This is a genomic window from Salmonella sp. 32100201201700099SM (genome assembly GCF_017572645.1).
Lineage (GTDB): Bacteria > Pseudomonadota > Gammaproteobacteria > Enterobacterales > Enterobacteriaceae > Salmonella > Salmonella enterica.
In genome coordinates this window covers 172,569-193,137 of record NZ_JAGERQ010000007.1, presented here as the reverse complement: position 1 = coordinate 193,137, position 20,569 = coordinate 172,569, and the positions used below count along the sequence as shown (strand labels likewise).

Below are 20,569 nucleotides of genomic sequence, written 5' to 3'. Positions count from 1 at the left end.
ACTTACGCGTCGCGGTTCAGCCAGGCCATATACTCCGTGACGCCTTCGGCGACGGTCTTAAAGGGTTTGTCGTAGCCCGCGTTGCGCAGATTGGTTAAATCCGCCTGCGTAAACGCCTGATAGCGACCTTTCAGCTTATCCGGGAACGGAATGTATTCAATGCTGCCTTTTTTATGGTATGCCAGCGTCGCGTCGGCGACGGCCTGGAAAGATTCCGCACGGCCTGTGCCCAGGTTAAAGATGCCGGACTTGCCGCTTTCCAGGAACCACAGGTTAACGGCGGCCACATCGCCCACGTAAACGAAGTCGCGCTTGAAGTTTTCGCTGCCTTCAAACAGTTTCGGGCTTTCGCCGTTGTTTAACTGTGTATTCAGATGAAATGCCACGCTTGCCATGCTGCCTTTATGGCCTTCACGTGGTCCATAGACGTTGAAATAGCGGAAACCGACAATCTGCGAGTTCGCTTCTGGCAGGATCTGGCGCACATATTCATCAAACAGGAACTTAGAATAGCCGTAAACGTTAAGCGGTTTTTCGTATTCGCGCGATTCGATGAAATCAGACGTGCGACCGCCATAGGTGGCGGCAGAAGAGGCATAGAGGAACGGGATTTCGCGCTCAAGACAATAGTGCAGCAGCTCTTTGGAGTATTGATAGTTATTATCCATCATATACTTGCCGTCCCACTCGGTGGTGGAAGAGCAGGCGCCTTCATGGAAAATAGCTTCGATATCGCCGAGCTCTTCTCCGGACATAATCTGGATCAGGAAATCTTCCTTATCCATATAGTCAGCAATGTTCAGATCCACCAGGTTTACAAACTTGGTGCCGTCTTTCAGGTTATCCACCACCAGAATATCGGTGATACCTTTATCATTCAGGGCTTTAACGATATTGCTGCCGATAAAGCCCGCGCCGCCGGTAACGATGATCATAACTGTAACCTTTGAATTATGGTGTCAGAGACTGTCTCAGACATGAATGCTTTTATCATATCACTATTCATCCATTCACTGATAACCCGTGAGGATACGCGTGATTTATGCTGCATTTTAAAGAAGTGATGACGCGTCATCTCGTATCAACGTATCGCTTTGGGTAATATGTGCTGAAATTTGCCCAGTCTGGAGAATCGCAATGCGTGGGGATTTTTACAAACAGTTAACCAACGATCTGGAAACCGCCCGGGCGGAAGGATTGTTTAAAGAAGAGCGCATTATTACGTCTGCGCAGCAGGCGGATATCACCGTGGCGGATGGAAGCCATGTTATTAACTTTTGCGCCAATAACTATCTCGGGCTGGCGAATCATCCTGAGCTGATTAATGCCGCAAAAGCGGGCATGGACAGCCACGGTTTCGGTATGGCGTCCGTGCGTTTTATCTGCGGCACCCAGGACAGCCACAAAGCGCTGGAGCAAAAGCTGGCAAGCTTCCTCGGCATGGAAGATGCGATTCTGTATTCCTCCTGTTTCGACGCTAACGGCGGCTTGTTTGAGACGTTGCTGGGCGCGGAAGACGCCATTATCTCCGACGCGCTGAACCACGCGTCTATCATTGACGGCGTGCGTTTGTGTAAAGCGAAGCGCTATCGCTATGCCAACAACGATATGGCTGAGCTGGAAGCGCGGCTGAAAGAGGCGCGTGAGGCCGGCGCGCGTCATGTCCTGATCGCCACCGACGGGGTGTTCTCAATGGATGGCGTCATCGCCAATCTGAAAGGCGTCTGTGATCTGGCCGATAAATACGATGCGCTGGTGATGGTTGATGATTCTCACGCGGTAGGCTTTGTCGGCGAAAACGGTCGCGGTTCCCATGAATACTGCGACGTAATGGGCCGCGTAGATATTATTACCGGTACGCTGGGCAAAGCGTTAGGCGGCGCATCCGGCGGCTATACCGCGGCGCGTAAAGAGGTCGTTGAGTGGTTGCGTCAGCGTTCCCGCCCATATCTGTTCTCCAACTCCCTGGCGCCGGCGATCGTGGCGGCTTCTATTAAAGTGTTGGAGATGGTGGAAGCGGGCGCAGAACTGCGCGATCGCTTGTGGGCGAACGCCCGGCAGTTCCGTGAGCAGATGTCTGCCGCGGGATTTACGCTGGCAGGCGCGGATCACGCCATCATCCCGGTAATGCTGGGAGATGCGGTTGTCGCGCAGAAATTTGCCCGCGAACTGCAAAAAGAGGGCATTTACGTTACCGGTTTCTTCTATCCGGTCGTACCAAAAGGTCAGGCGCGTATTCGTACCCAGATGTCTGCGGCGCATACGCCTGAGCAAATTACGCGTGCGGTAGACGCGTTCACGCGTATTGGTAAACAACTGGGCGTGATTGCCTGAGGATGTAAGATGAAAGCGTTATCCAAACTGAAAGCGGAAGAGGGCATCTGGATGACCGACGTTCCGGAACCGGAAGTCGGCCATAACGATTTGCTGATTAAAATCCGTAAAACAGCCATCTGCGGCACTGACGTTCACATCTATAACTGGGATGACTGGTCGCAAAAAACCATCCCGGTTCCGATGGTCGTGGGGCATGAATATGTCGGCGAAGTGGTCGGCATCGGTCAGGAAGTGAAAGGCTTTAAAATCGGCGATCGCGTCTCCGGCGAAGGTCATATCACCTGCGGTCATTGCCGCAACTGCCGTGGCGGTCGTACTCACCTGTGTCGCAACACCACCGGCGTGGGCGTCAACCGTCCCGGCTGCTTCGCGGAATATCTGGTCATCCCGGCGTTCAATGCGTTTAAAATCCCGGATAACATTTCTGATGATTTAGCCTCTATTTTCGACCCGTTTGGTAATGCGGTGCATACGGCGCTGTCTTTCGATCTGGTCGGCGAAGATGTACTGGTATCGGGGGCGGGGCCAATCGGCGTAATGGCCGCCGCGGTGGCGAAACATGTCGGCGCGCGTCATGTGGTGATTACTGACGTCAATGAATACCGTCTGGAGCTGGCGCGTAAAATGGGCGTCACCCGCGCGGTCAACGTCGCGAAAGAGAGCCTGAACGACGTCATGGCGGAGCTGGGAATGACCGAAGGGTTTGATGTGGGTCTGGAGATGTCCGGCGCGCCGCCGGCGTTTCGTACCATGCTGGACACCATGAATCACGGCGGTCGTATTGCGATGCTGGGGATTCCGCCATCAGATATGTCTATCGACTGGACAAAAGTTATCTTTAAGGGCTTGTTCATTAAAGGTATTTATGGTCGTGAGATGTTCGAAACGTGGTACAAAATGGCGGCGCTGATCCAGTCCGGTCTGGATCTGTCACCGATTATCACCCATCGTTTCTCTATTGATGATTTCCAGAAAGGTTTTGACGCCATGCGTTCAGGCCAGTCAGGAAAAGTTATTCTGAGCTGGGATTAATATGTATATACCCAAAATAATTCGAGTTGCTTAAAGGCGGCAAGGGAGTGAGTCCCCAGGAGCATAGATAACTATGTGACTGGGGTGAACGACAAATCTGCCGGGAGCAGATTTGAACGTCGCTTGCGACGGCCCGTCAGGACGAGGCCCATGGATGGGCCGAGTAATCCGTAGCCAACACATAAGCAACTTGAAGTATGAAGGGTATAGAGACCCGATGATATTTATCGGGTCTGATATACGTTTCATCGTAAAAGGTTGGTGTCATTCACCAACCTTTTTTGTTAGGGAAAATCTGGAAAGCCGTAAAGAATTGTCATAGACATCAAGCATTCGTAATTGCGCTTTACTCTTATTTTACTCGCTAACGTCACGCTCTACTCTGGGTTTTGTGCTTGCTTTTTACTGTAAAAATTAATTATGGCGGCTTAATAGTTTCTTAATAGAGCCACAGTATAAAGGCAGGGTAAATTAAGGTTTTTCTGGTAATCGTTATGAAAAATAGTAAAACCAAAGTGAGTATCATTGTCCCGTTATATAATGCGGGAGCGGATTTTAATGCTTGCATGGCGTCGTTAATCGCGCAAACGTGGTCGGCGCTGGAAATTATTATTGTGAATGATGGATCGACGGATCATTCCGTTGAGATAGCAAAACATTACGCGGAACATTACCCGCATGTTCGACTGCTTCATCAGGCCAATGCTGGCGCATCTGTCGCCCGTAATCTTGGCCTGCAAGCGGCGACCGGCGATTACGTCGCCTTTGTCGATGCGGATGACCTGGTCTACCCGAAGATGTATGAAACGCTGATGACTATGGCGCTTAACGATGATCTGGACGTTGCGCAGTGTAATGCGGACTGGTGCGTCCGAAAAACCGGGCATGCCTGGCAATCTATTCCGACCGATCGTCTGCGTTCCACCGGGGTATTAAGCGGACCGGATTGGTTGCGTATGGCGCTGGCCTCGCGGCGCTGGACGCATGTTGTCTGGATGGGCGTTTATCGACGTGCGTTAATTATCGATAACAATATTACTTTCGTTCCCGGACTGCATCATCAGGACATATTATGGTCGACGGAAGTTATGTTTAATGCCACGCGCGTACGTTATACCGAACAATCATTATATAAATATTTCCTGCATGATAATTCGGTAAGCCGTTTGCAAAGACAAGGCAATAAAAATCTTAATTATCAGCGGCATTATATTAAAATTACGCGATTATTAGAAAAGCTCAATCGTGATTATGCCCGTCGTATTCCGATTTATCCGGAATTTCGCCAGCAAATTACCTGGGAAGCGTTACGCGTTTGTCATGCGGTACGTAAAGAGCCTGATATTTTGACCCGCCAGCGTATGATTGCCGAAATTTTTACTTCTGGCATGTATAGACGGATGATGGCTAACGTCTGCAGCGCGAAAGCGGCTTATCAGACGCTGCTCTGGTCCTTCCGGCTGTGGCAATGGCGCGACAAAACTTTGTCGCACCGTCGTATGGCCCGTAAGGCGCTCAATTTGTCTTAGCGCTCACGTTTTTAGGCGCGGCGATTTTCCCCCAGCCTTGCCACTGGTGCTGAAACCAGACAATCACGGAACTTTGCGTAATGCTCTCGCCGATGACGCTGAAAAAGCGCGTAGCGTAGACCGGTTGCAGCGGTTTTTTCGGCTTGCACATCTTCACGCCGCGGAAGGGATTGCGCGGCGCGTCAATTTTCTGCGGCGTCACACCAGGTCGGGACGTATCTACCTGCGGTTCGTTGAGCAGGCTGCCTGGGCGTACCAGGGTGATATCCGCCGGCAGGCGATAAACCATCTGTTGCAGCACGCGAACCGTTGCGGGATGTGGATGACCAATCGCGATAGCGGAACCGTTGCGACGGGCCAGTTCGATAGCGCGATTAAACTGACGACGGATATCCGCCTCGTTTTGCGTATCGTCGAGGAACACTTTGCGCTTGATCACTTTCACACCCGTACCGGATGCCGCGCGCATCGCCTGGCTATTGCCAATCGTCATGCTGTCGAGAAAATAGAGATTGTAATGTTCCAGCGCCTGCATAACTTTTTGCATACCGAACAGGCTGGAAGTCATTGCGCTGCCCATGTGGTTATTAAGCCCAACGGCATACGGCACGTTGTTTACCGCCTCGCGGATAATGCGCTCGATCTCATCGCTGCTCATATCTGGTCGCAGCGTATCCTTCTCCAGAGGCTGTTTGCTTAGCGGCGCCATCGGCAGATGGATTAACACCTCATGCCCGCTATTGTGCGCTTTAGTTGCCATTTCGCGCGCATGCGGCGCGTTGGGCAGTACGGCGACGGAGATGTTTGGCGGCAGCGCCAGAACCTGGTTTTCCGTGTGCGGGCGATAGCCAAAATCATCAATCACGATGGCGAGCTTGCCAGCGAAAACGGGATGTGCAAACGCCAGCAAAGTGGCCAGCGTGAGAATGGAGCGACGAAACTGAGGCAAAACTTATCTTCCCAACCACGGCTGTGGATTGACGGCCTGACCCTGGCGACGAATTTCGAAATAAAGCGAGGGTCTACCCTGACCGCCGCTACTGCCCACAAGGGCGATAGGTTGTCCGGCGCGCACCTGCGCGCCTACGCTGACCAGCGCGCTCTGATTATAGCCGTAAAGGCTCATATCGCCTTTACCATGCTCCACGACCACCACCAGACCATAGCCTTGCAGCCAGTCCGCCAGAATCACCCTGCCGTCGGCGATGGCTTTGACCTCGGTGCCTTCCGACGCGCCGATCACCATCCCCTTCCAACGTAGCTCACCCTGCAGCCGTTCGCCATAGCGATGCAATATCGGGCCGCGTACCGGCCAGTATGCCTGACCGCGAGGCGCGCCCAGACCGCCGGTGCGGGACATTAGCGAACGCTCGCTTTCCGTCGGCTTATAGGTGCTGCCTTTACGCGAGGCTTCCTGCTGCTTATCGCGTACCGCCTGCGCTTCGCGGGCTTCACGCTCCGCTCGCGCTTTGGCCGCCGCTTCCGCCCGCGCGATACTGTTGCGTAGGCGTGATTCGTTGGCGCGCAGTTCGCTTAACTGTTGCTGGCCTTGCTGAATAGACGACTCCAGTCCGGCAAGCGTTTTCTTACGTTCATTACGCGCCTGCTCCAGCTTGGCCTGCTGAGCGCGCTGTTCATACAGCAACGTTTGTTGTTGGCTTTGCTTCTCTTCCAGCTCGGCTTTTTGTGTGGCGACCTGTTCGCGAGTCTGTTTCAGTTCGGCGATAGTCTCCTGGCGCGCCTGGTTCAGATAGCCGAAGTAGGCCTGCAGGCGTTGCCCACGCTGGCTTTCTTCTCCGCTAAGAATAAGCTGAATGCCGGTGTGTTCGCCCTGGCGGAAAGCGGCGTCCAACTGTGCGGCGAGATTACGCTCCTGGCTGGCTTTTTGCTGCTCCAGTTTGGCAATTGAGGCGTTCATCTCATCAATTTGCGCGTTTAACTGATCCAGAGTGCTTTGCGTTTCGCGCAGCTTACGCGCTGCGGCCGAGATGGCCTCTTCCTGGGCTTTAAGTTGTGCCAGGAGGCTGGCGCGCTGCTGCTGCTGCTGGCGTACGTCGCGTTCTTTCGCGGCGATATCGGCCTGAATAGATTTGAGTTGATCACGGTCATCCGCGTGGGCGGAAAAGGCGCACAACAATACGCCAGCGCTAAGTACGCTGGCGTAGAACAAAGGCCTGACTGAAAACGTTCTTGGTTTCACGGCCTGTTGAATGGTGTTAATCGCCTTTCCCCTCATGGGGAGGGATTATTCCACGATGAACAGCGGCTTACCAGTCATCTCTTGCGGGATTTCCATCCCCATCAGCGACAGCATGGTAGGCGCAATGTCTGAAAGTTTGCCGCCTTCGACCGCCTTCACGTTTTTCTCGCCGACATAAATCAGCGGCACCGGCAGGTTGGTGTGGGCGGTATGCGCCTGACCGGTCGCCGGATCGCGCATCTGCTCCGCGTTGCCGTGGTCCGCGGTAATCAACAGTTGTCCACCAACGGACTCAACCGCTTTTGTTACCTGTTCAATGCAGTTATCCAACGCTTCCACCGCTTTGATGGCGGCTTCCATCACGCCGGTATGACCGACCATATCGCCGTTTGGATAGTTACAAATGATGGTGTCGTACTTACCGCTTTCGATCGCCGCGACCAATTTTTCAGTCAATTCTGCAGAGCTCATTTCCGGCTGCAGGTCATAAGTGGCCACTTTCGGGGAGTTGATCAGAATACGCTCTTCACCAGCAAACGGTTCTTCTACGCCGCCGTTAAAGAAAAAGGTTACGTGCGCATATTTTTCCGTTTCGGAAATACGCAGCTGAGTTTTGTCGTTTTTCGCCATCCATTCGCCAAAGGTATTCGCCAGCGACGCTGGTGGGTAGGCAACGGCAGTTTTGATGTCGGCGGCGTATTCGGTCAGCATCACGAAGTTCAGATTAACCACTTTCTTACGCGCAAAGCCGTCGAAATCAGCGTTAACGAAAGCGCGGGTAATTTCGCGCGCGCGGTCAGCGCGGAAGTTCATGAAAATCAGCGTGTCGCCGTCTTCCATCGCCGCATCAGCCTGGCCCTCGGCGCGGATAACGGTCGCTTTGACAAACTCATCGTTTTCATCACGAGCGTAAGCGGCCTGCAGGCCAGCCACAGCGGTATCCGCCTGGAATTCGCCCTGCGCCAGGGTCATCAGATCATACGCTTTTTCCACGCGATCCCAACGGTTGTCGCGGTCCATAGCGTAGTAACGACCGACGATAGACGCCACGCGGCCTTTGCCCAGCGCGGCGAATTTGTCTTCGAATTTTTTCAGCGAGGCTTCAGCGCTGCGCGGCGGCGTATCGCGACCGTCGAGGAAGGCGTGCAGATAGATTTTTTCTGCGCCGCGCTCTGCGGCCAGTTCCACCATCGCCATAATGTGATCTTCGTGGCTGTGGACGCCGCCCGCGGACAGCAGACCCATAATATGAACCGCTTTACCGGCGTTTTTCGCCTGGTCTACCGCATTGGTCAGGACTGGGTTAGCAAAGAAAGTACGTTCTTTAATTTCAACGTCCAGACGCGTCAGGTCCTGATAAACGATGCGGCCTGCGCCCAGGTTCACGTGGCCCACTTCGGAGTTGCCCATCTGGCGGTCAGGCAGACCCACTTCCAGACCGGATGCGTCGATCAGGGTATGCGGACGTTTTGCCCACAGAGCATCCATCACCGGGGTTTTGGCGTTTAAGATAGCGTTATCCTGCTGTTCTTCACGGTAGCCGTAGCCATCCAGAATCACCAGTACCATAGGTTTTTTAGAAACCGACATTGCGACAACCTCATACTCAATAGACAAAATAATTGCGTAATTTTACTACAGCTGAATCGATAAAATAGCCTCAGAAGATCAAAGAAAGGGATCGCGCTGGCGTGAGAAGGCAAGTAATAGCGTGATTTTTTTTCGTAGCGCCCCGCAAAAATGCATTCCAGTGCACGCTCTGGCTGTATTTGCGCCACTGCGCAGGTATACTCCTTTCCTGGTTTTTTAATCACTACGTCGGGAGTTGTTACCCCCCATGCAAGAAATTATGCAATTTGTTGGCCGTCATCCCATACTGAGTATCGCCTGGATTGCGTTACTGGTGGCGGTTTTATTTACCACGTTCAAGGGTCTGACTTCAAAAGTTAAGGTGATTACACGCGGCGAAGCCACGCGCCTTATCAACAAAGAGGACGCCGTTGTTGTGGATTTACGTCAACGTGACGATTTCCGTAAAGGCCATATCGCTGGCGCGACCAATTTGCTGCCGAGCGAAATCAAAGCCAACAATGTTGGCGAACTGGAAAAGCACAAAGACAAGCCGATTATCGTGGTCGACGGTTCTGGTATGCAGTGCCAGGAATCCGCTAACGCGCTGACAAAAGCCGGCTTTGAAAAGGTCTTTGTGTTGAAAGAAGGCGTAGCAGGCTGGAGCGGCGAGAATCTGCCTCTGGTGCGCGGTAAGTGATTACCCGTCGTTTTCATGACGCAAGGGGAATGACTTGCCCTTGCGTCGACATGAAATCCATCGGGTAAAAAATAGGAGCGAAGTCATGGCCAATATTGAAATCTACACCAAAGCAACCTGCCCGTTTTGCCATCGTGCAAAGGCGCTGTTAAACAGCAAGGGCGTGAGTTTCCAGGAAATTGCGATTGACGGCGACGCCGTGAAGCGTGAAGAGATGATCAAACGTAGTGGCCGAACGACGGTTCCGCAAATTTTTATTGATGCACAGCACATTGGCGGTTGTGACGACTTGTATGCGCTGGATGCGCGTGGTGGACTGGATCCGCTGTTGCGTTAAGGCGTACTCAAGTATTTAAGGACAACACTAAAGGGTTTTACACATGTCAGAACAAAATAACACTGAAATGGCTTTCCAGATCCAACGTATCTATACCAAGGATGTTTCTTTCGAAGCGCCAAACGCACCGCATGTTTTCCAGAAAGATTGGCAGCCAGAGGTTAAACTAGATCTTGATACGGCATCTTCCCAACTGGCGGATGATGTTTATGAAGTTGTGCTGCGTGTTACCGTAACGGCTTCCCTGGGGGAAGAAACCGCGTTCCTGTGCGAAGTTCAGCAGGCCGGTATTTTCTCCATCAGCGGTATTGAAGGCACTCAGATGGCGCATTGCCTGGGCGCATACTGCCCGAACATTCTGTTCCCGTATGCTCGCGAGTGCATCACCAGTCTGGTTTCACGCGGTACGTTCCCGCAACTGAACCTTGCGCCGGTCAATTTTGATGCGCTGTTCATGAACTATTTGCAGCAGCAGGCTGGCGAAGGTACTGAAGAACATCAGGATGCCTGATGAACCAAAGTAATGCGTCAATGACAGTCATCGGTGCCGGCTCGTACGGCACCGCTCTCGCCATCACTCTGGCGAGAAACGGCCACCAGGTTGTCCTGTGGGGCCACGACCCAAAACATATCGCGACCCTGGAGCACGATCGCTGCAACGTCGCGTTCCTTCCCGATGTGCCTTTTCCCGATACGTTACACCTGGAAAGCGACTTAGCAACCGCGCTGGCGGCCAGTCGTAACATTCTGGTGGTGGTGCCAAGCCATGTTTTCAGCGACGTGCTGCGGCAGATTAAACCGCTGATGCGTCCGGATGCGCGTCTGGTATGGGCGACCAAAGGCCTGGAAGCGGAAACGGGGCGCCTGTTGCAGGATGTCGCTCGCGAAGCGTTAGGCGATCAAATCCCGCTGGCGGTGATTTCTGGCCCGACGTTCGCTAAAGAATTGGCGGCGGGTTTGCCGACGGCAATCTCTCTGGCCTCAACCGATGAGACCTTTGCCGACGATCTCCAGCAACTGTTGCACTGCGGAAAAAGTTTTCGCGTCTATATCAATGCGGATTTTATCGGCGTGCAGCTTGGCGGCGCGGTGAAAAACGTGATTGCGATTGGCGCGGGGATGTCTGACGGCATCGGCTTCGGCGCGAACGCCCGCACGGCGCTAATCACGCGTGGACTGACCGAAATGTCGCGGCTTGGCGCAGCGCTTGGCGCCGATCCCGCCACCTTTATGGGGATGGCGGGTTTAGGCGATCTGGTGCTGACCTGTACCGACAACCAGTCGCGCAACCGTCGTTTTGGCATGATGCTTGGCCAGGGCATGGACGTTAAAGGCGCGCAGGATAAGATTGGCCAGGTGGTCGAAGGCTATCGCAATACGAAAGAAGTTCGTGAATTGGCGCACCGTTTTGGTGTTGAAATGCCAATAACCGAGGAAATTTATCAAGTTTTGTATTGCGGAAAAAACGCGCGCGAGGCAGCATTAACGTTATTAGGTCGCGCCCGCAAGGAAGAGCTGAGTCGCCACTAGCCGTAAGGAACTGTTTGCATAAACGACCCAACCCGCACAGAACGGGTTGGTCGTTTTCTGCCCGTCTGGAGTAAGCCATGCCGTGTGAAGAACTGGAAATCGTCTGGAAGAATATTAAAGCTGAAGCCCGCGCTTTAGCTGACTGTGAGCCTATGTTGGCCAGTTTTTATCACGCCACGCTACTCAAGCATGAAAATCTGGGCAGTGCGCTGAGCTATATGCTGGCAAATAAACTGGCATCGCCCATCATGCCCGCTATCGCTATCCGTGAAGTAGTTGAAGAAGCCTATGCCGCCGACCCGGAAATGATCGCGTCGGCAGCCTGCGATATTCAGGCCGTGCGCACTCGCGATCCGGCGGTGGATAAATACTCCACGCCGCTGTTATATCTGAAAGGCTTTCATGCGCTACAGGCCTACCGCATTGGTCACTGGTTGTGGAATGAAGGTCGCCGCGCGCTGGCCATCTTCCTGCAAAATCAGGTTTCGGTCTCGTTTCAGGTGGATATTCACCCGGCAGCGAAAATTGGCCGTGGGATTATGCTCGACCATGCCACCGGTATTGTGGTGGGGGAGACGGCGGTTATTGAGGATGATGTGTCGATCCTGCAATCCGTCACCCTGGGCGGTACCGGGAAAACGAGCGGCGATCGCCATCCTAAAATCCGCGAAGGCGTGATGATTGGCGCGGGCGCGAAAATTCTCGGCAATATCGAGGTGGGGCGCGGCGCGAAAATTGGCGCAGGTTCCGTCGTTTTACAGCCTGTCCCGCCGCACACTACCGCCGCAGGCGTTCCGGCGCGTATTGTCGGCAAGCCGGGCAGCGATAAGCCGTCGATGGATATGGACCAGCATTTCAACGGGATACACCATACGTTTGAGTATGGCGACGGCATCTGAATTGCGCGGTACAACTAAAAAACGCTGTTCCGATGGAGTGCAATCCCGGAACAGCGGAGCGAAGAATTCGCAATGTGGACAATCAGGCTGCGGATGATGTCAGCGTGATGCGATCCAGCGGGCCGACGATAAACAGATATGAAATGAGACCAATAAGTCCCATCGAGCCAACGTATAAAATGGCAAAGTCGAACGACTGAGTATTGGCAAGAATCACGCCGATGACCAGCGGCGTAACGATGCTTGCCATATTGCCGCACATGTTAAATACGCCGCCGGCAATACCCAGAACTTCCTTCGGCGAGGTGTCGCTGAGTACGCACCAGCCCAGGTTACCAAACCCTTTGGCAAAAAAGGCCAGACTCATCGCCGCAATGACCACAAATTCTGAAGAGGTGTAGTTGGCGATCACAATTACGCAAGAGAGCAACATACCGCAGATAACAGGCAGTTTCCGCGCGACGGTAAGGCTATAGCCGCGTTTGAGTAGCCAGTCGGAGAACACGCCGCCGAGCAGGCCGCCAATAAAACCGGCAATGGCTGGAATACTGGCCACAAAACCGACTTTCAGAATCGACATGCCTTTCGCCTGGTACAGGTAGGTCGGGAACCAGGTCAGGAAGAACCAGGTGATAGAGGTGACGCAGAATTGCCCGATGTAAACACCGATCATCATCCGGTTAACACAGACGGTTTTAATCTGCGCGAACGTTATTTTCTGCGGCTCCTTTTTACAGCCCAGAGAGGGCTCGCCACCACCGCTACGAATATAGTCAATTTCCGCTTGATTAACTTTTGGATGGTGCATCGGATCTTTGACTTTCATTAACCAGAATATACCGAGCATCACGCCAATAGCGCCAATATAATAGAAGACAAAATGCCAGCTTAAATTATGCAGAATGATCGTCATTAGCGGGGTGATAATGCCCAGCGAGATATATTGCGCAGCCTGATAAACTGAAGTAACGAAACCTCGTTCATTATTGGGAAACCATTGTACGCTTAAACGACTGTTCGCCGGAAAGGCAGGCGCTTCAATCGCGCCCATCAACAGACGTAGAATAACCAGTACAATTAATGGGCTGCCATACAGATAGATCGTTCCCTGAAACATGGTTACTAACGACCAGCCAATCAATGCGCAACCGTAAACCAGTCGTGAACCGTAGCGGTCTAATAGCCAACCGCCGGGTAGTTGCATAATGACATAGGCAATACCAAATGAGGAGAAAGCCAGGCCCATCGCTTCCGGATCAAAACCTAATTCTTTACTCATTATTGGGGCAACTACGGATAGAGTTGCGCGATCCGCATAATTAAATACGGTAGCAAGAAATAAAAATATAAGAATGGTATGACGCACTTTTGTGCGCTTTATTATTGTGTTCATTATCTACTCCTCAGATAAGGGCAGAATGCATCCTGTAAGGTAAGAGAGGCGGGACGGATTCCCGCCAGTCGGGTTAAGGGCGTTTGCCAAATTCACATGTTAATTGTGTCCAGCGGCGCGCTTGTTCACTGAGCGTAAAACCCAGACCATGACGATCGGAAATCCACATGCGGCCATCGCGCAGCTCAAGTTGCTCGTTGAATAATGGGTTCAGCCACTCGAAATGTTCCAGCCACGGCTCCAGGGGATACGCTGCGGAAAGGTGCAGGTGTACTTCCATCGCAAAGTGCGGCGCCAGCTTACGCCCGTGTTTCGCCGCCAGATGCATAATCTTCAGGAACGGAGAGATACCGCCGACACGCGGCGCATCTGGCTGAACGAAATCGCTGGCATTGCCCAGAATCAACTGCTCGTGTTCCCGGAAACTGGTCAGCATTTCCCCGGTGGCGATAGGCGTATCCAGCGCGGCAGCAAGCTGGGCGTGGCCTTCGATGTCGTAAGCATCTAATGGTTCTTCAATCCAGATAAGATTGAACTGTTCCATTTTACGCCCCATGCGGATAGCCGTTTCGCGATCCCACTGCTGGTTAGCGTCAACCATTAACGGGAACTCATTCCCAAGCGCTTCACGTACTGCGGTTAAGCGGCGAATATCCTCAGCGCAGTTGGGTTGTCCGACTTTCAACTTAATACCGCCAATGCCATTTTCGCGGGAAATCACCACATTTTTCAGCACTTGATCGAGCGGTGTATGCAAGAACCCTCCCGAAGTGTTGTAACACTGAACGGAGTCGCGGTGCGCGCCCAACAGTTTTGCCAGTGGCAGACCGGCACGTTTAGCCTTCATATCCCATAAGGCGATATCGATAGGGGAGATAGCCTGTACCGCCATCCCGCTACGCCCCACCGAGGCTCCGGCCCACAGCAGCTTGGTGTATATTTTATCGATATCATTGGGATCTTCGCCCAGTAGATTATCGGCTATCTCTTTGGCGTGAGCATAAATACCCTGGCCGCCAGCACGTTTGGAGTAGCTAAAACCAACGCCCTCAAAGCCATCGCGACTGCGGATTTCGGCAATGATGATTGCCACTTCGGTCAAAGGTTTCTGGCGACCGGTCAGTACCTTCGCGTCACTCACTGGCGTCGCCAGCGGTAGAAAAGCCAGTGATAGCTTCACCCATTCGATACGATCGCCGGTTTCTGCCGCGGTTCTGGTATTCGCCGCTTTTGCATACGTTACGGCGTCGGAATTTGCGCTTAAAGCCATTTTTTTTCTCCTGATAATCACAAAATGATTGCGCTAACATTTTTATTATTAAGCGAGCGCAGGATCCAGAAAGTTGATGTTGATTTGAACATTTGATCACATATGTCGTATAAAAAGCAGGATTTATTGCAAAATGGATCACGATCCAAAAATATCTGGGGAAATGCATAATATAAAATGATGGCGCTATCATTTTGTAATGACTGAGCTTGATAAGCTACTGTATTTACGGCCTTTCCTGATGCGAAGCTGGCAATAGCCGCAGGCATGATGAATAATGCGCGGATAAATCAGCCAATCTTTGCAGGGGCATCAGACGTGAAGAGAACCAAATCACCTCGTGCGCCGACGCTGGAAGATGTAGCACGTAGCGCCGGGCTGTCTCCGATGACAGTCAGCCGGGCATTGAATTCGCCACAACTGGTTCGCCCCAAAACGGTTGAGAAAGTCATGCAGGCGGTTCGCGTCACAGGCTACATACCCAACGCGTTAGCCGGTGGTCTGGCGTCGCGACGGAGTAAATTAATCGCTGTCGTCGTGCCGCAAATTAACAACAACATGTTTGTCGATACCATCCAGTCGCTGAGCGATGAACTGGCCCGACGCGGATATCACATATTGCTGTGCGTGGCGGGATATACCGAACAAACGGAAGCGGAATTGGTGGCGACACTGCTTTCCCACCGCCCCGATGGCGTGGTGCTTACCGGGATCCATCACACGATAGAACTGAAAAAGGTCATCCTGAACGCGGCTATTCCGGTGGTGGAAATTTGGGACTTAACGCCCACGCCGCTTGATATGCTGGTCGGTTTTTCCCATGAAAAAGTCGGGCAGGCGACGGGGGAGTATCTTCTGAGTAAGGGCTATCGTCGTCCCGGCTTGTTGTGGACCGCCGATCGCCGAGCCGCGCAACGTAAGCAGGGGTTATGTAGTGTTCTTCAACGCCACGCTATTCATGCCGTACCGCAGGTAGATGTCCCCCTTCCGGCATCGCTTTCACTGGGGCGCAGCGGTTTAAGCCAGCTTTTTGACGAAGGGACGTTTGATGTCATTGTTTGCAGTTCTGATACCCTGGCACAGGGGGCGATGATGGAGGCGGAAAGCCGTGGTTTGCGCATCCCGCATGATTTAGCGGTTATTGGTTTTGGCGACCTTGATTTTGCCGCCAGCAATCGACCGTCAATTACTACCGTAAGCGTTGACAGACGCGCCATTGGCCAGCGCGCCGCTACGCTGTTGGCCGATCGTATTGAACAGAAACCGTGCGCAGAAGCTATTGTGGATATTGGCTTTCATTTGATTGAGCGAGAGTCCGCATAAAAGGGAACATGCCATCGGGATCGGCCAGGCCGGATCAGGTGTTAGCCGCCATCCGGCATTGAATATATTACGACCGCAATACCGCGCCGGGATATCCTAACTGGCGCCACGCTTCATACACCACCACCGACACCGCATTCGACAGGTTCATGCTACGGCTATCCGGCATCATCGGAATGCGAATCTTCTGCTCTTTAGGCAACGCATCGAGAATGCTGGCGGGCAGGCCGCGCGTTTCCGGGCCAAACATCAAATAATCGCCATCCTGATAGCTTACGGCGCTATGGGCGGCCGTACCCTTTGTCGTCAACGCAAACAGGCGCTGCGGGTTTTCGGCGGCGACAAAGGCGGCATAATCGTGATGGCGCTGAACCGCGGCGAATTCGTGATAGTCCAGCCCTGCGCGGCGTAAGCGCTTATCATCCCAGGTAAACCCCATCGGTTCGATGATGTGCAGACGAAAGCCGGTATTGGCGCAAAGACGAATGATGTTGCCGGTATTCGGCGGGATTTCTGGTTCGAAGAGTACGATGTTAAGCATGATGCCCCCTTAAATGCGGGGGGCAGAATAGCAGAAATTTACCGGGCTCTCACGCGCCAGGCGTTCAGGCGGCATCGCCTTTGCTCATTGGCGCCAGCGCGGCGGGCAAACTTTTCCCCAGTTCCTGCACCAGTGAATCGCCACTGATTTCGCTAATGGATTTCGCGCCGGTCAGGGTCATGGCGACTTTCATCTCTTTCTCGACCAGGTCCAGCAGGTTGGCGACCCCCGCTTTTCCTGCCGTCGCCAGCGCGTAGAGATAGGCCCGACCCAGCAGTACGGTATCGGCCCCCAACGCAATCATACGCACGACATCCAGCCCGTTACGAATCCCGCTATCCGCCAGAATGGCGATATCGCCTTTCACCGCATCGGCAATGGCGGGCAGGGCGCGGGCGGAAGAGAGCACGCCATCGAGCTGGCGGCCGCCGTGATTCGACACCACGATACCGTCAGCGCCGAAACGTACCGCATCGCGGGCATCTTCTGGATCGAGGATCCCTTTGATCACCATTGGGCCGTCCCAGAATTCGCGTATCCACTCCAGATCTTTCCAGGAGATGGACGGATCGAAGTTATTTGCCAGCCAGCCGATATAGTCCTCAAGGCCGGTCGGTTTACCCAGATAGGCGGAAATATTGCCTAAATCATGCGGGCGACCGTTCAGGCCGACATCCCACGCCCATTTAGGGTGCATCACCGCCTGCCAGTAACGGCGCATGGCCGCGTTTGGGCCGCTCATCCCGGAGTGGGCGTCACGGTAGCGCGCGCCCGGCGTTGGCATATCCACGGTAAAGACCAGCGTGGAGCAGCCCGCCGCTTTCGCACGTTCAAGCGCGTTGCGCATAAAGCCCCGGTCACGCAGCACATAAAGCTGGAACCACATCGGGCGCTGAATGGTTGGTGCAACTTCTTCAATCGGACAGACGGAGACGGTGGAAAGGGTGAACGGAATGCCCTTTGCGTCTGCGGCGGCGGCGGCCTGTACTTCGCCGCGACGGGCGTACATGCCGCACAGACCTACCGGCGCTAATGCCACCGGCATCGACAACGTTTCGTTAAACAGGGTCGTTTCCAGGCTTAAATCGGACATATTTTTCAGCACACGCTGGCGCAGAGCGACTTGCGACAGGTCTTCCACATTTCGGCGCAGGGTATATTCCGCATACGCGCCGCCGTCGATGTAGTGGAAGAGGAAAGGAGGCAACGTGCGCTGAGCTGCGGCGCGATAATCGCTGGCTGCTGAAATAATCATGATTTATTCTCCCTGGTCATCTCATTATGGTCGCCGGGCAGGCGGGTAATACGCGCCTGGCGGGCCTGGTCTTCATCAAATCGTTTAATCGTAGTGTGGACAAAACTGAGGTGCGCCATCATCGCTTTACGCGCGCCCTCGGCGTTACCGTCTAGAATGGCATCCATCACCGCCTGGTGTTGTTCCGTCAGCTTTGAGAATACGGGCGGAACGAGATACATACGCTGGCGACTCTGTTTGACGGAGGATTGCAGGACGTCGAAGAAACCGCGCATGGTTTGCAACAGCACCACATTGTGCGAGGCTTCCGCGATCGCCAGATGAAAGCGCACGTCGGCCTGGGAGGCGAGATCCGGGTCTTCGCTGAGCGTCGCATCAAAGCAGAGTCTGATTTTCTCTTTGTCGGCAGCGGTGGCACGCATGGCGGCGTGCCAGGCCGTACTGGCTTCAATGGCGTGGCGGGCTTCCAGAATGTCGAAACTGTAGTTCGGATCGTTCGCCATCAGCATTTTCAGCGGCTGCACGATATTCTGTTCAGACCAAGTTTCGTGCTGCCAGCGGACAAATGTCCCGCCGCCGCGACGACTCACCAGCACGCCTTCGCTGACCAGCTTCGCCAGCGCTTCGCGTAAAGAGTTGCGTGATACGCCAAGCTGTAGAGCCAACTGGCGCTCGGCGGGCAATTTCATGCCCGCTTCCAGGTTTTGTTCTTCAATCAGTGCCCGCACGCGAGAGGCAATCTCGTCTGACAGGCGTTTTGGTATCACAATCACGGAATCATCCAGGTTAAAACATAGGCCTGAAGCGTAGTGATCACGCCCACCATACAGGTGAAGATCAGGCTGTGTTTGACAGTAAAACGGAACAGATCGGACTCTTTCCCTACCAGTCCCACCGCCGCGCAGGCGATGGCGATAGACTGCGGCGAGATCATCTTCCCGGTTACGCCTCCAGTGGTATTCGCCGCCACCATCAGCACATCAGAGACGCCGATTTGCTGCGCTGCGGTAGCCTGTAGAGAGGCAAACAGCGCGTTAGATGAGGTATCCGAGCCGGTCAGAAATACCCCCAGCCAGCCGAGGAACGGTGAGAAGAACGTGAAGGCGCTGCCGGTGTGCGCCAGCGCCAACGCCAGCGTGGAAGAAAGCCCGGAATAGTTCGAGATAAACGCGAACGCCAGCACCATACCGATGGAGTAAATCGGCAACGCCAGCTCTTTCAGCGTGCTGCCAAAGGTCTGGATTGCGGCTGAGGGTTTCATTTTCAGCCAGACGATAGACAACAGCGCGGCAAACAGGATTGCAGTGCCGGTGGCGGAGAACCAGTCAAATTTATACACCGCAGCGTAAGCAGTCGCTTCGTGTACGACCGGCGGCATACGGGCGACCAGTTTATCGAGATACGGTACCGGAACGTTAATTACCCAGTCATACAGCGCGCCGCCGGGGGCAAACAGCGCTTTAAACGGCGGTACGCTCCAGAGAGTGACCGTGGCGGTCAGGAACAGAAACGGCGACCAGGCGCGAACAATTTGCCCTGTCGTATAGCGGGTGCGGGCCAGCGTCTGATCGACCTGCGACGCGCCCATATCGCCGAAGCGGAAGATGCGTACCGGCTGCCAACGTTTGAGGAACAGCGTCAGACACACCAGAGACACCAGCGAAGAGATGATGTCCGGCAGTTCCGGCCCGATAAAGTTGGAGCTGAGATACTGGGCGATAGCAAACGAACCGCCAGAGACCATCACCGCAGGCCAGGTTTCTTTCACGCCGCGCCAGCCGTCCATAATCGCCATAATCCAGAACAGCACGATAATGGTCAGGAACGGCAACTGGCGGCCTACCATCTGACCGATTTCAAAGCTGTCCAGGCCCGTGACCTGTCCGGCAACCAGAATCGGGATCCCCATCGCGCCAAAGGCGACTGGCGCGGTGTTTACAATCAGGCACAACCCTGCCGCATACAGCGGATTAAAGCCCAGACCCACCAGCAGCGCGGCGGTTATCGCCACCGGCGCGCCGAAACCCGCCGCGCCTTCAAGGAACGCGCCGAAGCAGAAGCCGACAATCAGCATTTGCAGACGTTGATCGGGGGTAATCGACAGAATTGACGAGCGAATAATGTCAAACTGCCCGGTCTTGACCGAAATTTTATAGACGAAGACCGCGGCGATGATTATCCAGGCAATCGGCCATAGCCCGTAGAAGAAGCCATACACGACCGATGCCAGCGCGTGATCGACCGGCATTTTATAGAACAGCAGCGCAACGGCGAGCGCGATAACCACCGTCCACGAAGCGGCAACGTAGCCTTTCAGCTTGAGTTTAATCAGGGCGAAAAAGAAGAACAGGATTGGGAGCGATGCGATCAGGCTGGAAAGCCAGATATTACCCGCCGGGTCATAGTTTTGTTGCCAGAGGTTCATTGCAGGTCTCCTGAGAACCACACGCATAATGGGATGAATCTTTGCTCATCTCGTTGGGGTCACATTATGTGTAAAAGTGGTCCTGCCAATATTGTTGTGTATGGATAATGACAACAAATAGTTAACCAGATGTTATTTATTGGCAACGGTATTGTAGAGTTAATTTAGTGAAATGTGAGTAGGCTGTGGTAACGGGCTAAAATTGGTAGGGCCAATTGAGGGGAGAGGA

The 20,569-nt window shown here is 53.7% G+C and carries 19 protein-coding genes; 9 read left to right on the top strand and 10 right to left on the bottom strand.

From position 1 onward, the window contains the following. Positions 1-2: 2 nt before the first annotated feature. Positions 3-935, bottom strand: a complete 933-nt coding sequence (gene rfaD / locus J4685_RS13455) for an ADP-glyceromanno-heptose 6-epimerase (RefSeq protein ID WP_000587771.1) — start codon at positions 933-935, stop codon at positions 3-5. Between the two features lie 202 nt (positions 936-1,137). Here rfaD and kbl point away from each other — a divergent pair, with 202 nt between their 5' ends. The 3 genes from kbl (at position 1,138) to J4685_RS13440 (ending at position 4,898) form a co-directional block, all read left to right on the top strand. After that, positions 1,138-2,334 carry a glycine C-acetyltransferase gene (gene kbl / locus J4685_RS13450; protein WP_001213790.1) on the top strand — a complete coding sequence of 399 codons (1,197 nt, stop codon included), beginning with the start codon at positions 1,138-1,140 and terminating at the stop codon, positions 2,332-2,334. A 9-nt stretch (positions 2,335-2,343) separates the two neighbouring features. Next, complete coding sequence (tdh, locus tag J4685_RS13445; RefSeq protein WP_000645990.1) at positions 2,344-3,369, top strand: L-threonine 3-dehydrogenase; 1,026 nt, start codon at positions 2,344-2,346, stop codon at positions 3,367-3,369. A 494-nt stretch (positions 3,370-3,863) separates the two neighbouring features. Continuing rightward, positions 3,864-4,898, top strand: a complete 1,035-nt coding sequence (locus J4685_RS13440) for a glycosyltransferase (RefSeq protein ID WP_000798197.1) — start codon at positions 3,864-3,866, stop codon at positions 4,896-4,898. Here J4685_RS13440 and J4685_RS13435 read toward each other — a convergent pair. The 3 genes from J4685_RS13435 to gpmM are packed head-to-tail and all read right to left on the bottom strand — an operon-like array spanning position 4,885 to position 8,688. Then, positions 4,885-5,847 carry a divergent polysaccharide deacetylase family protein gene (locus J4685_RS13435; RefSeq protein ID WP_001135517.1) on the bottom strand — a complete coding sequence of 321 codons (963 nt, stop codon included), beginning with the start codon at positions 5,845-5,847 and terminating at the stop codon, positions 4,885-4,887. The two genes, J4685_RS13440 and J4685_RS13435, sit on opposite strands and share 14 nt — an antisense overlap. Positions 5,848-5,850: 3 nt before the next feature. Further along, positions 5,851-7,110 (bottom strand): murein hydrolase activator EnvC, encoded by a 1,260-nt coding sequence (envC, locus tag J4685_RS13430; RefSeq protein ID WP_058814511.1) that lies wholly within the window; start codon positions 7,108-7,110, stop codon positions 5,851-5,853. A gap of 33 nt (positions 7,111-7,143) precedes the next feature. Continuing rightward, a complete protein-coding gene (gene gpmM, locus J4685_RS13425) occupies positions 7,144-8,688 on the bottom strand; it encodes a 2,3-bisphosphoglycerate-independent phosphoglycerate mutase (protein ID WP_000116576.1) in 1,545 nt (514 codons plus the stop codon). A gap of 247 nt (positions 8,689-8,935) precedes the next feature. Between gpmM and J4685_RS13420 the strand changes: the two genes are divergently transcribed. The 5 genes from J4685_RS13420 (at position 8,936) to cysE (ending at position 12,133) form a co-directional block, all read left to right on the top strand. Continuing rightward, a complete protein-coding gene (locus J4685_RS13420; RefSeq protein WP_001156179.1) occupies positions 8,936-9,367 on the top strand; it encodes a rhodanese-like domain-containing protein in 432 nt (143 codons plus the stop codon). 85 nt (positions 9,368-9,452) lie between these two features. Further along, a complete protein-coding gene (grxC, locus tag J4685_RS13415; protein WP_001273795.1) occupies positions 9,453-9,704 on the top strand; it encodes a glutaredoxin 3 in 252 nt (83 codons plus the stop codon). Between the two features lie 43 nt (positions 9,705-9,747). Further along, positions 9,748-10,215 (top strand): protein-export chaperone SecB, encoded by a 468-nt coding sequence (gene secB / locus J4685_RS13410; protein ID WP_000003370.1) that lies wholly within the window; start codon positions 9,748-9,750, stop codon positions 10,213-10,215. Then, positions 10,215-11,234 (top strand): NAD(P)H-dependent glycerol-3-phosphate dehydrogenase, encoded by a 1,020-nt coding sequence (gpsA, locus tag J4685_RS13405; RefSeq protein ID WP_001076596.1) that lies wholly within the window; start codon positions 10,215-10,217, stop codon positions 11,232-11,234. Before secB ends, gpsA begins: the two co-directional genes overlap by 1 nt. A gap of 77 nt (positions 11,235-11,311) precedes the next feature. Next, a complete protein-coding gene (cysE, locus tag J4685_RS13400) occupies positions 11,312-12,133 on the top strand; it encodes a serine O-acetyltransferase (RefSeq protein WP_001112110.1) in 822 nt (273 codons plus the stop codon). Positions 12,134-12,215: 82 nt separating this feature from the next. On the opposite strand, the gene J4685_RS13395 is transcribed toward cysE, so the two are convergent. Continuing rightward, positions 12,216-13,526: an MFS transporter gene (locus J4685_RS13395; RefSeq protein WP_001092104.1), complete on the bottom strand. Its 1,311-nt coding sequence runs from the start codon at positions 13,524-13,526 to the stop codon at positions 12,216-12,218. A 73-nt stretch (positions 13,527-13,599) separates the two neighbouring features. Then, positions 13,600-14,796 carry an L-talarate/galactarate dehydratase gene (locus tag J4685_RS13390; protein WP_001218250.1) on the bottom strand — a complete coding sequence of 399 codons (1,197 nt, stop codon included), beginning with the start codon at positions 14,794-14,796 and terminating at the stop codon, positions 13,600-13,602. Between the two features lie 318 nt (positions 14,797-15,114). On the opposite strand from J4685_RS13390, the gene J4685_RS13385 reads away from it, so the two are divergent. Next, positions 15,115-16,119, top strand: coding sequence for a LacI family DNA-binding transcriptional regulator (locus J4685_RS13385; RefSeq protein WP_023211803.1), 1,005 nt, complete (start codon positions 15,115-15,117; stop codon positions 16,117-16,119). Between the two features lie 67 nt (positions 16,120-16,186). Here J4685_RS13385 and trmL read toward each other — a convergent pair whose 3' ends face one another. The 4 genes from trmL to lldP all read right to left on the bottom strand — a co-directional run bounded on the left by trmL (position 16,187) and on the right by lldP (position 20,340). After that, a complete protein-coding gene (trmL, locus tag J4685_RS13380; RefSeq protein ID WP_000932334.1) occupies positions 16,187-16,660 on the bottom strand; it encodes a tRNA (uridine(34)/cytosine(34)/5-carboxymethylaminomethyluridine(34)-2'-O)-methyltransferase TrmL in 474 nt (157 codons plus the stop codon). Between the two features lie 64 nt (positions 16,661-16,724). Then, on the bottom strand, positions 16,725-17,915 hold the full coding sequence (gene lldD, locus J4685_RS13375) for an FMN-dependent L-lactate dehydrogenase LldD (RefSeq protein ID WP_000586998.1): 1,191 nt from the start codon (positions 17,913-17,915) through the stop codon (positions 16,725-16,727). Then, the gene (gene lldR, locus J4685_RS13370; RefSeq protein ID WP_000635445.1) at positions 17,912-18,688 is read right to left on the bottom strand and encodes a transcriptional regulator LldR; all 777 of its coding nucleotides are present in this window, start codon (positions 18,686-18,688) and stop codon (positions 17,912-17,914) included. The genes lldD and lldR overlap by 4 nt, the downstream gene beginning before the upstream one ends. Next, positions 18,685-20,340, bottom strand: coding sequence for an L-lactate permease (lldP, locus tag J4685_RS13365; RefSeq protein WP_001055309.1), 1,656 nt, complete (start codon positions 20,338-20,340; stop codon positions 18,685-18,687). Before lldP ends, lldR begins: the two co-directional genes overlap by 4 nt. Positions 20,341-20,569: the final 229 nt, after the last annotated feature.

Excerpts from the sequence above, each read along its gene's own strand:
- grxC (WP_001273795.1), top strand. The coding sequence starts at position 9,453 with ATGGCCAATATTGAAATCTACACCAAAGCAACCTGCCCGTTTTGCCAT.
- rfaD (WP_000587771.1), bottom strand. The coding sequence starts at position 935 with ATGATCATCGTTACCGGCGGCGCGGGCTTTATCGGCAGCAATATCGTT.
- secB (WP_000003370.1), top strand. The coding sequence starts at position 9,748 with ATGTCAGAACAAAATAACACTGAAATGGCTTTCCAGATCCAACGTATC.
- trmL (WP_000932334.1), bottom strand. The coding sequence starts at position 16,660 with ATGCTTAACATCGTACTCTTCGAACCAGAAATCCCGCCGAATACCGGC.
- cysE (WP_001112110.1), top strand. The coding sequence starts at position 11,312 with ATGCCGTGTGAAGAACTGGAAATCGTCTGGAAGAATATTAAAGCTGAA.
- gpsA (WP_001076596.1), top strand. The coding sequence starts at position 10,215 with ATGAACCAAAGTAATGCGTCAATGACAGTCATCGGTGCCGGCTCGTAC.
- J4685_RS13440 (WP_000798197.1), top strand. The coding sequence starts at position 3,864 with ATGAAAAATAGTAAAACCAAAGTGAGTATCATTGTCCCGTTATATAAT.
- J4685_RS13395 (WP_001092104.1), bottom strand. The coding sequence starts at position 13,526 with ATGAACACAATAATAAAGCGCACAAAAGTGCGTCATACCATTCTTATA.
- J4685_RS13390 (WP_001218250.1), bottom strand. The coding sequence starts at position 14,796 with ATGGCTTTAAGCGCAAATTCCGACGCCGTAACGTATGCAAAAGCGGCG.
- kbl (WP_001213790.1), top strand. The coding sequence starts at position 1,138 with ATGCGTGGGGATTTTTACAAACAGTTAACCAACGATCTGGAAACCGCC.
- gpmM (WP_000116576.1), bottom strand. The coding sequence starts at position 8,688 with ATGTCGGTTTCTAAAAAACCTATGGTACTGGTGATTCTGGATGGCTAC.
- tdh (WP_000645990.1), top strand. The coding sequence starts at position 2,344 with ATGAAAGCGTTATCCAAACTGAAAGCGGAAGAGGGCATCTGGATGACC.
- lldP (WP_001055309.1), bottom strand. The coding sequence starts at position 20,340 with ATGAACCTCTGGCAACAAAACTATGACCCGGCGGGTAATATCTGGCTT.
- lldD (WP_000586998.1), bottom strand. The coding sequence starts at position 17,915 with ATGATTATTTCAGCAGCCAGCGATTATCGCGCCGCAGCTCAGCGCACG.
- J4685_RS13420 (WP_001156179.1), top strand. The coding sequence starts at position 8,936 with ATGCAAGAAATTATGCAATTTGTTGGCCGTCATCCCATACTGAGTATC.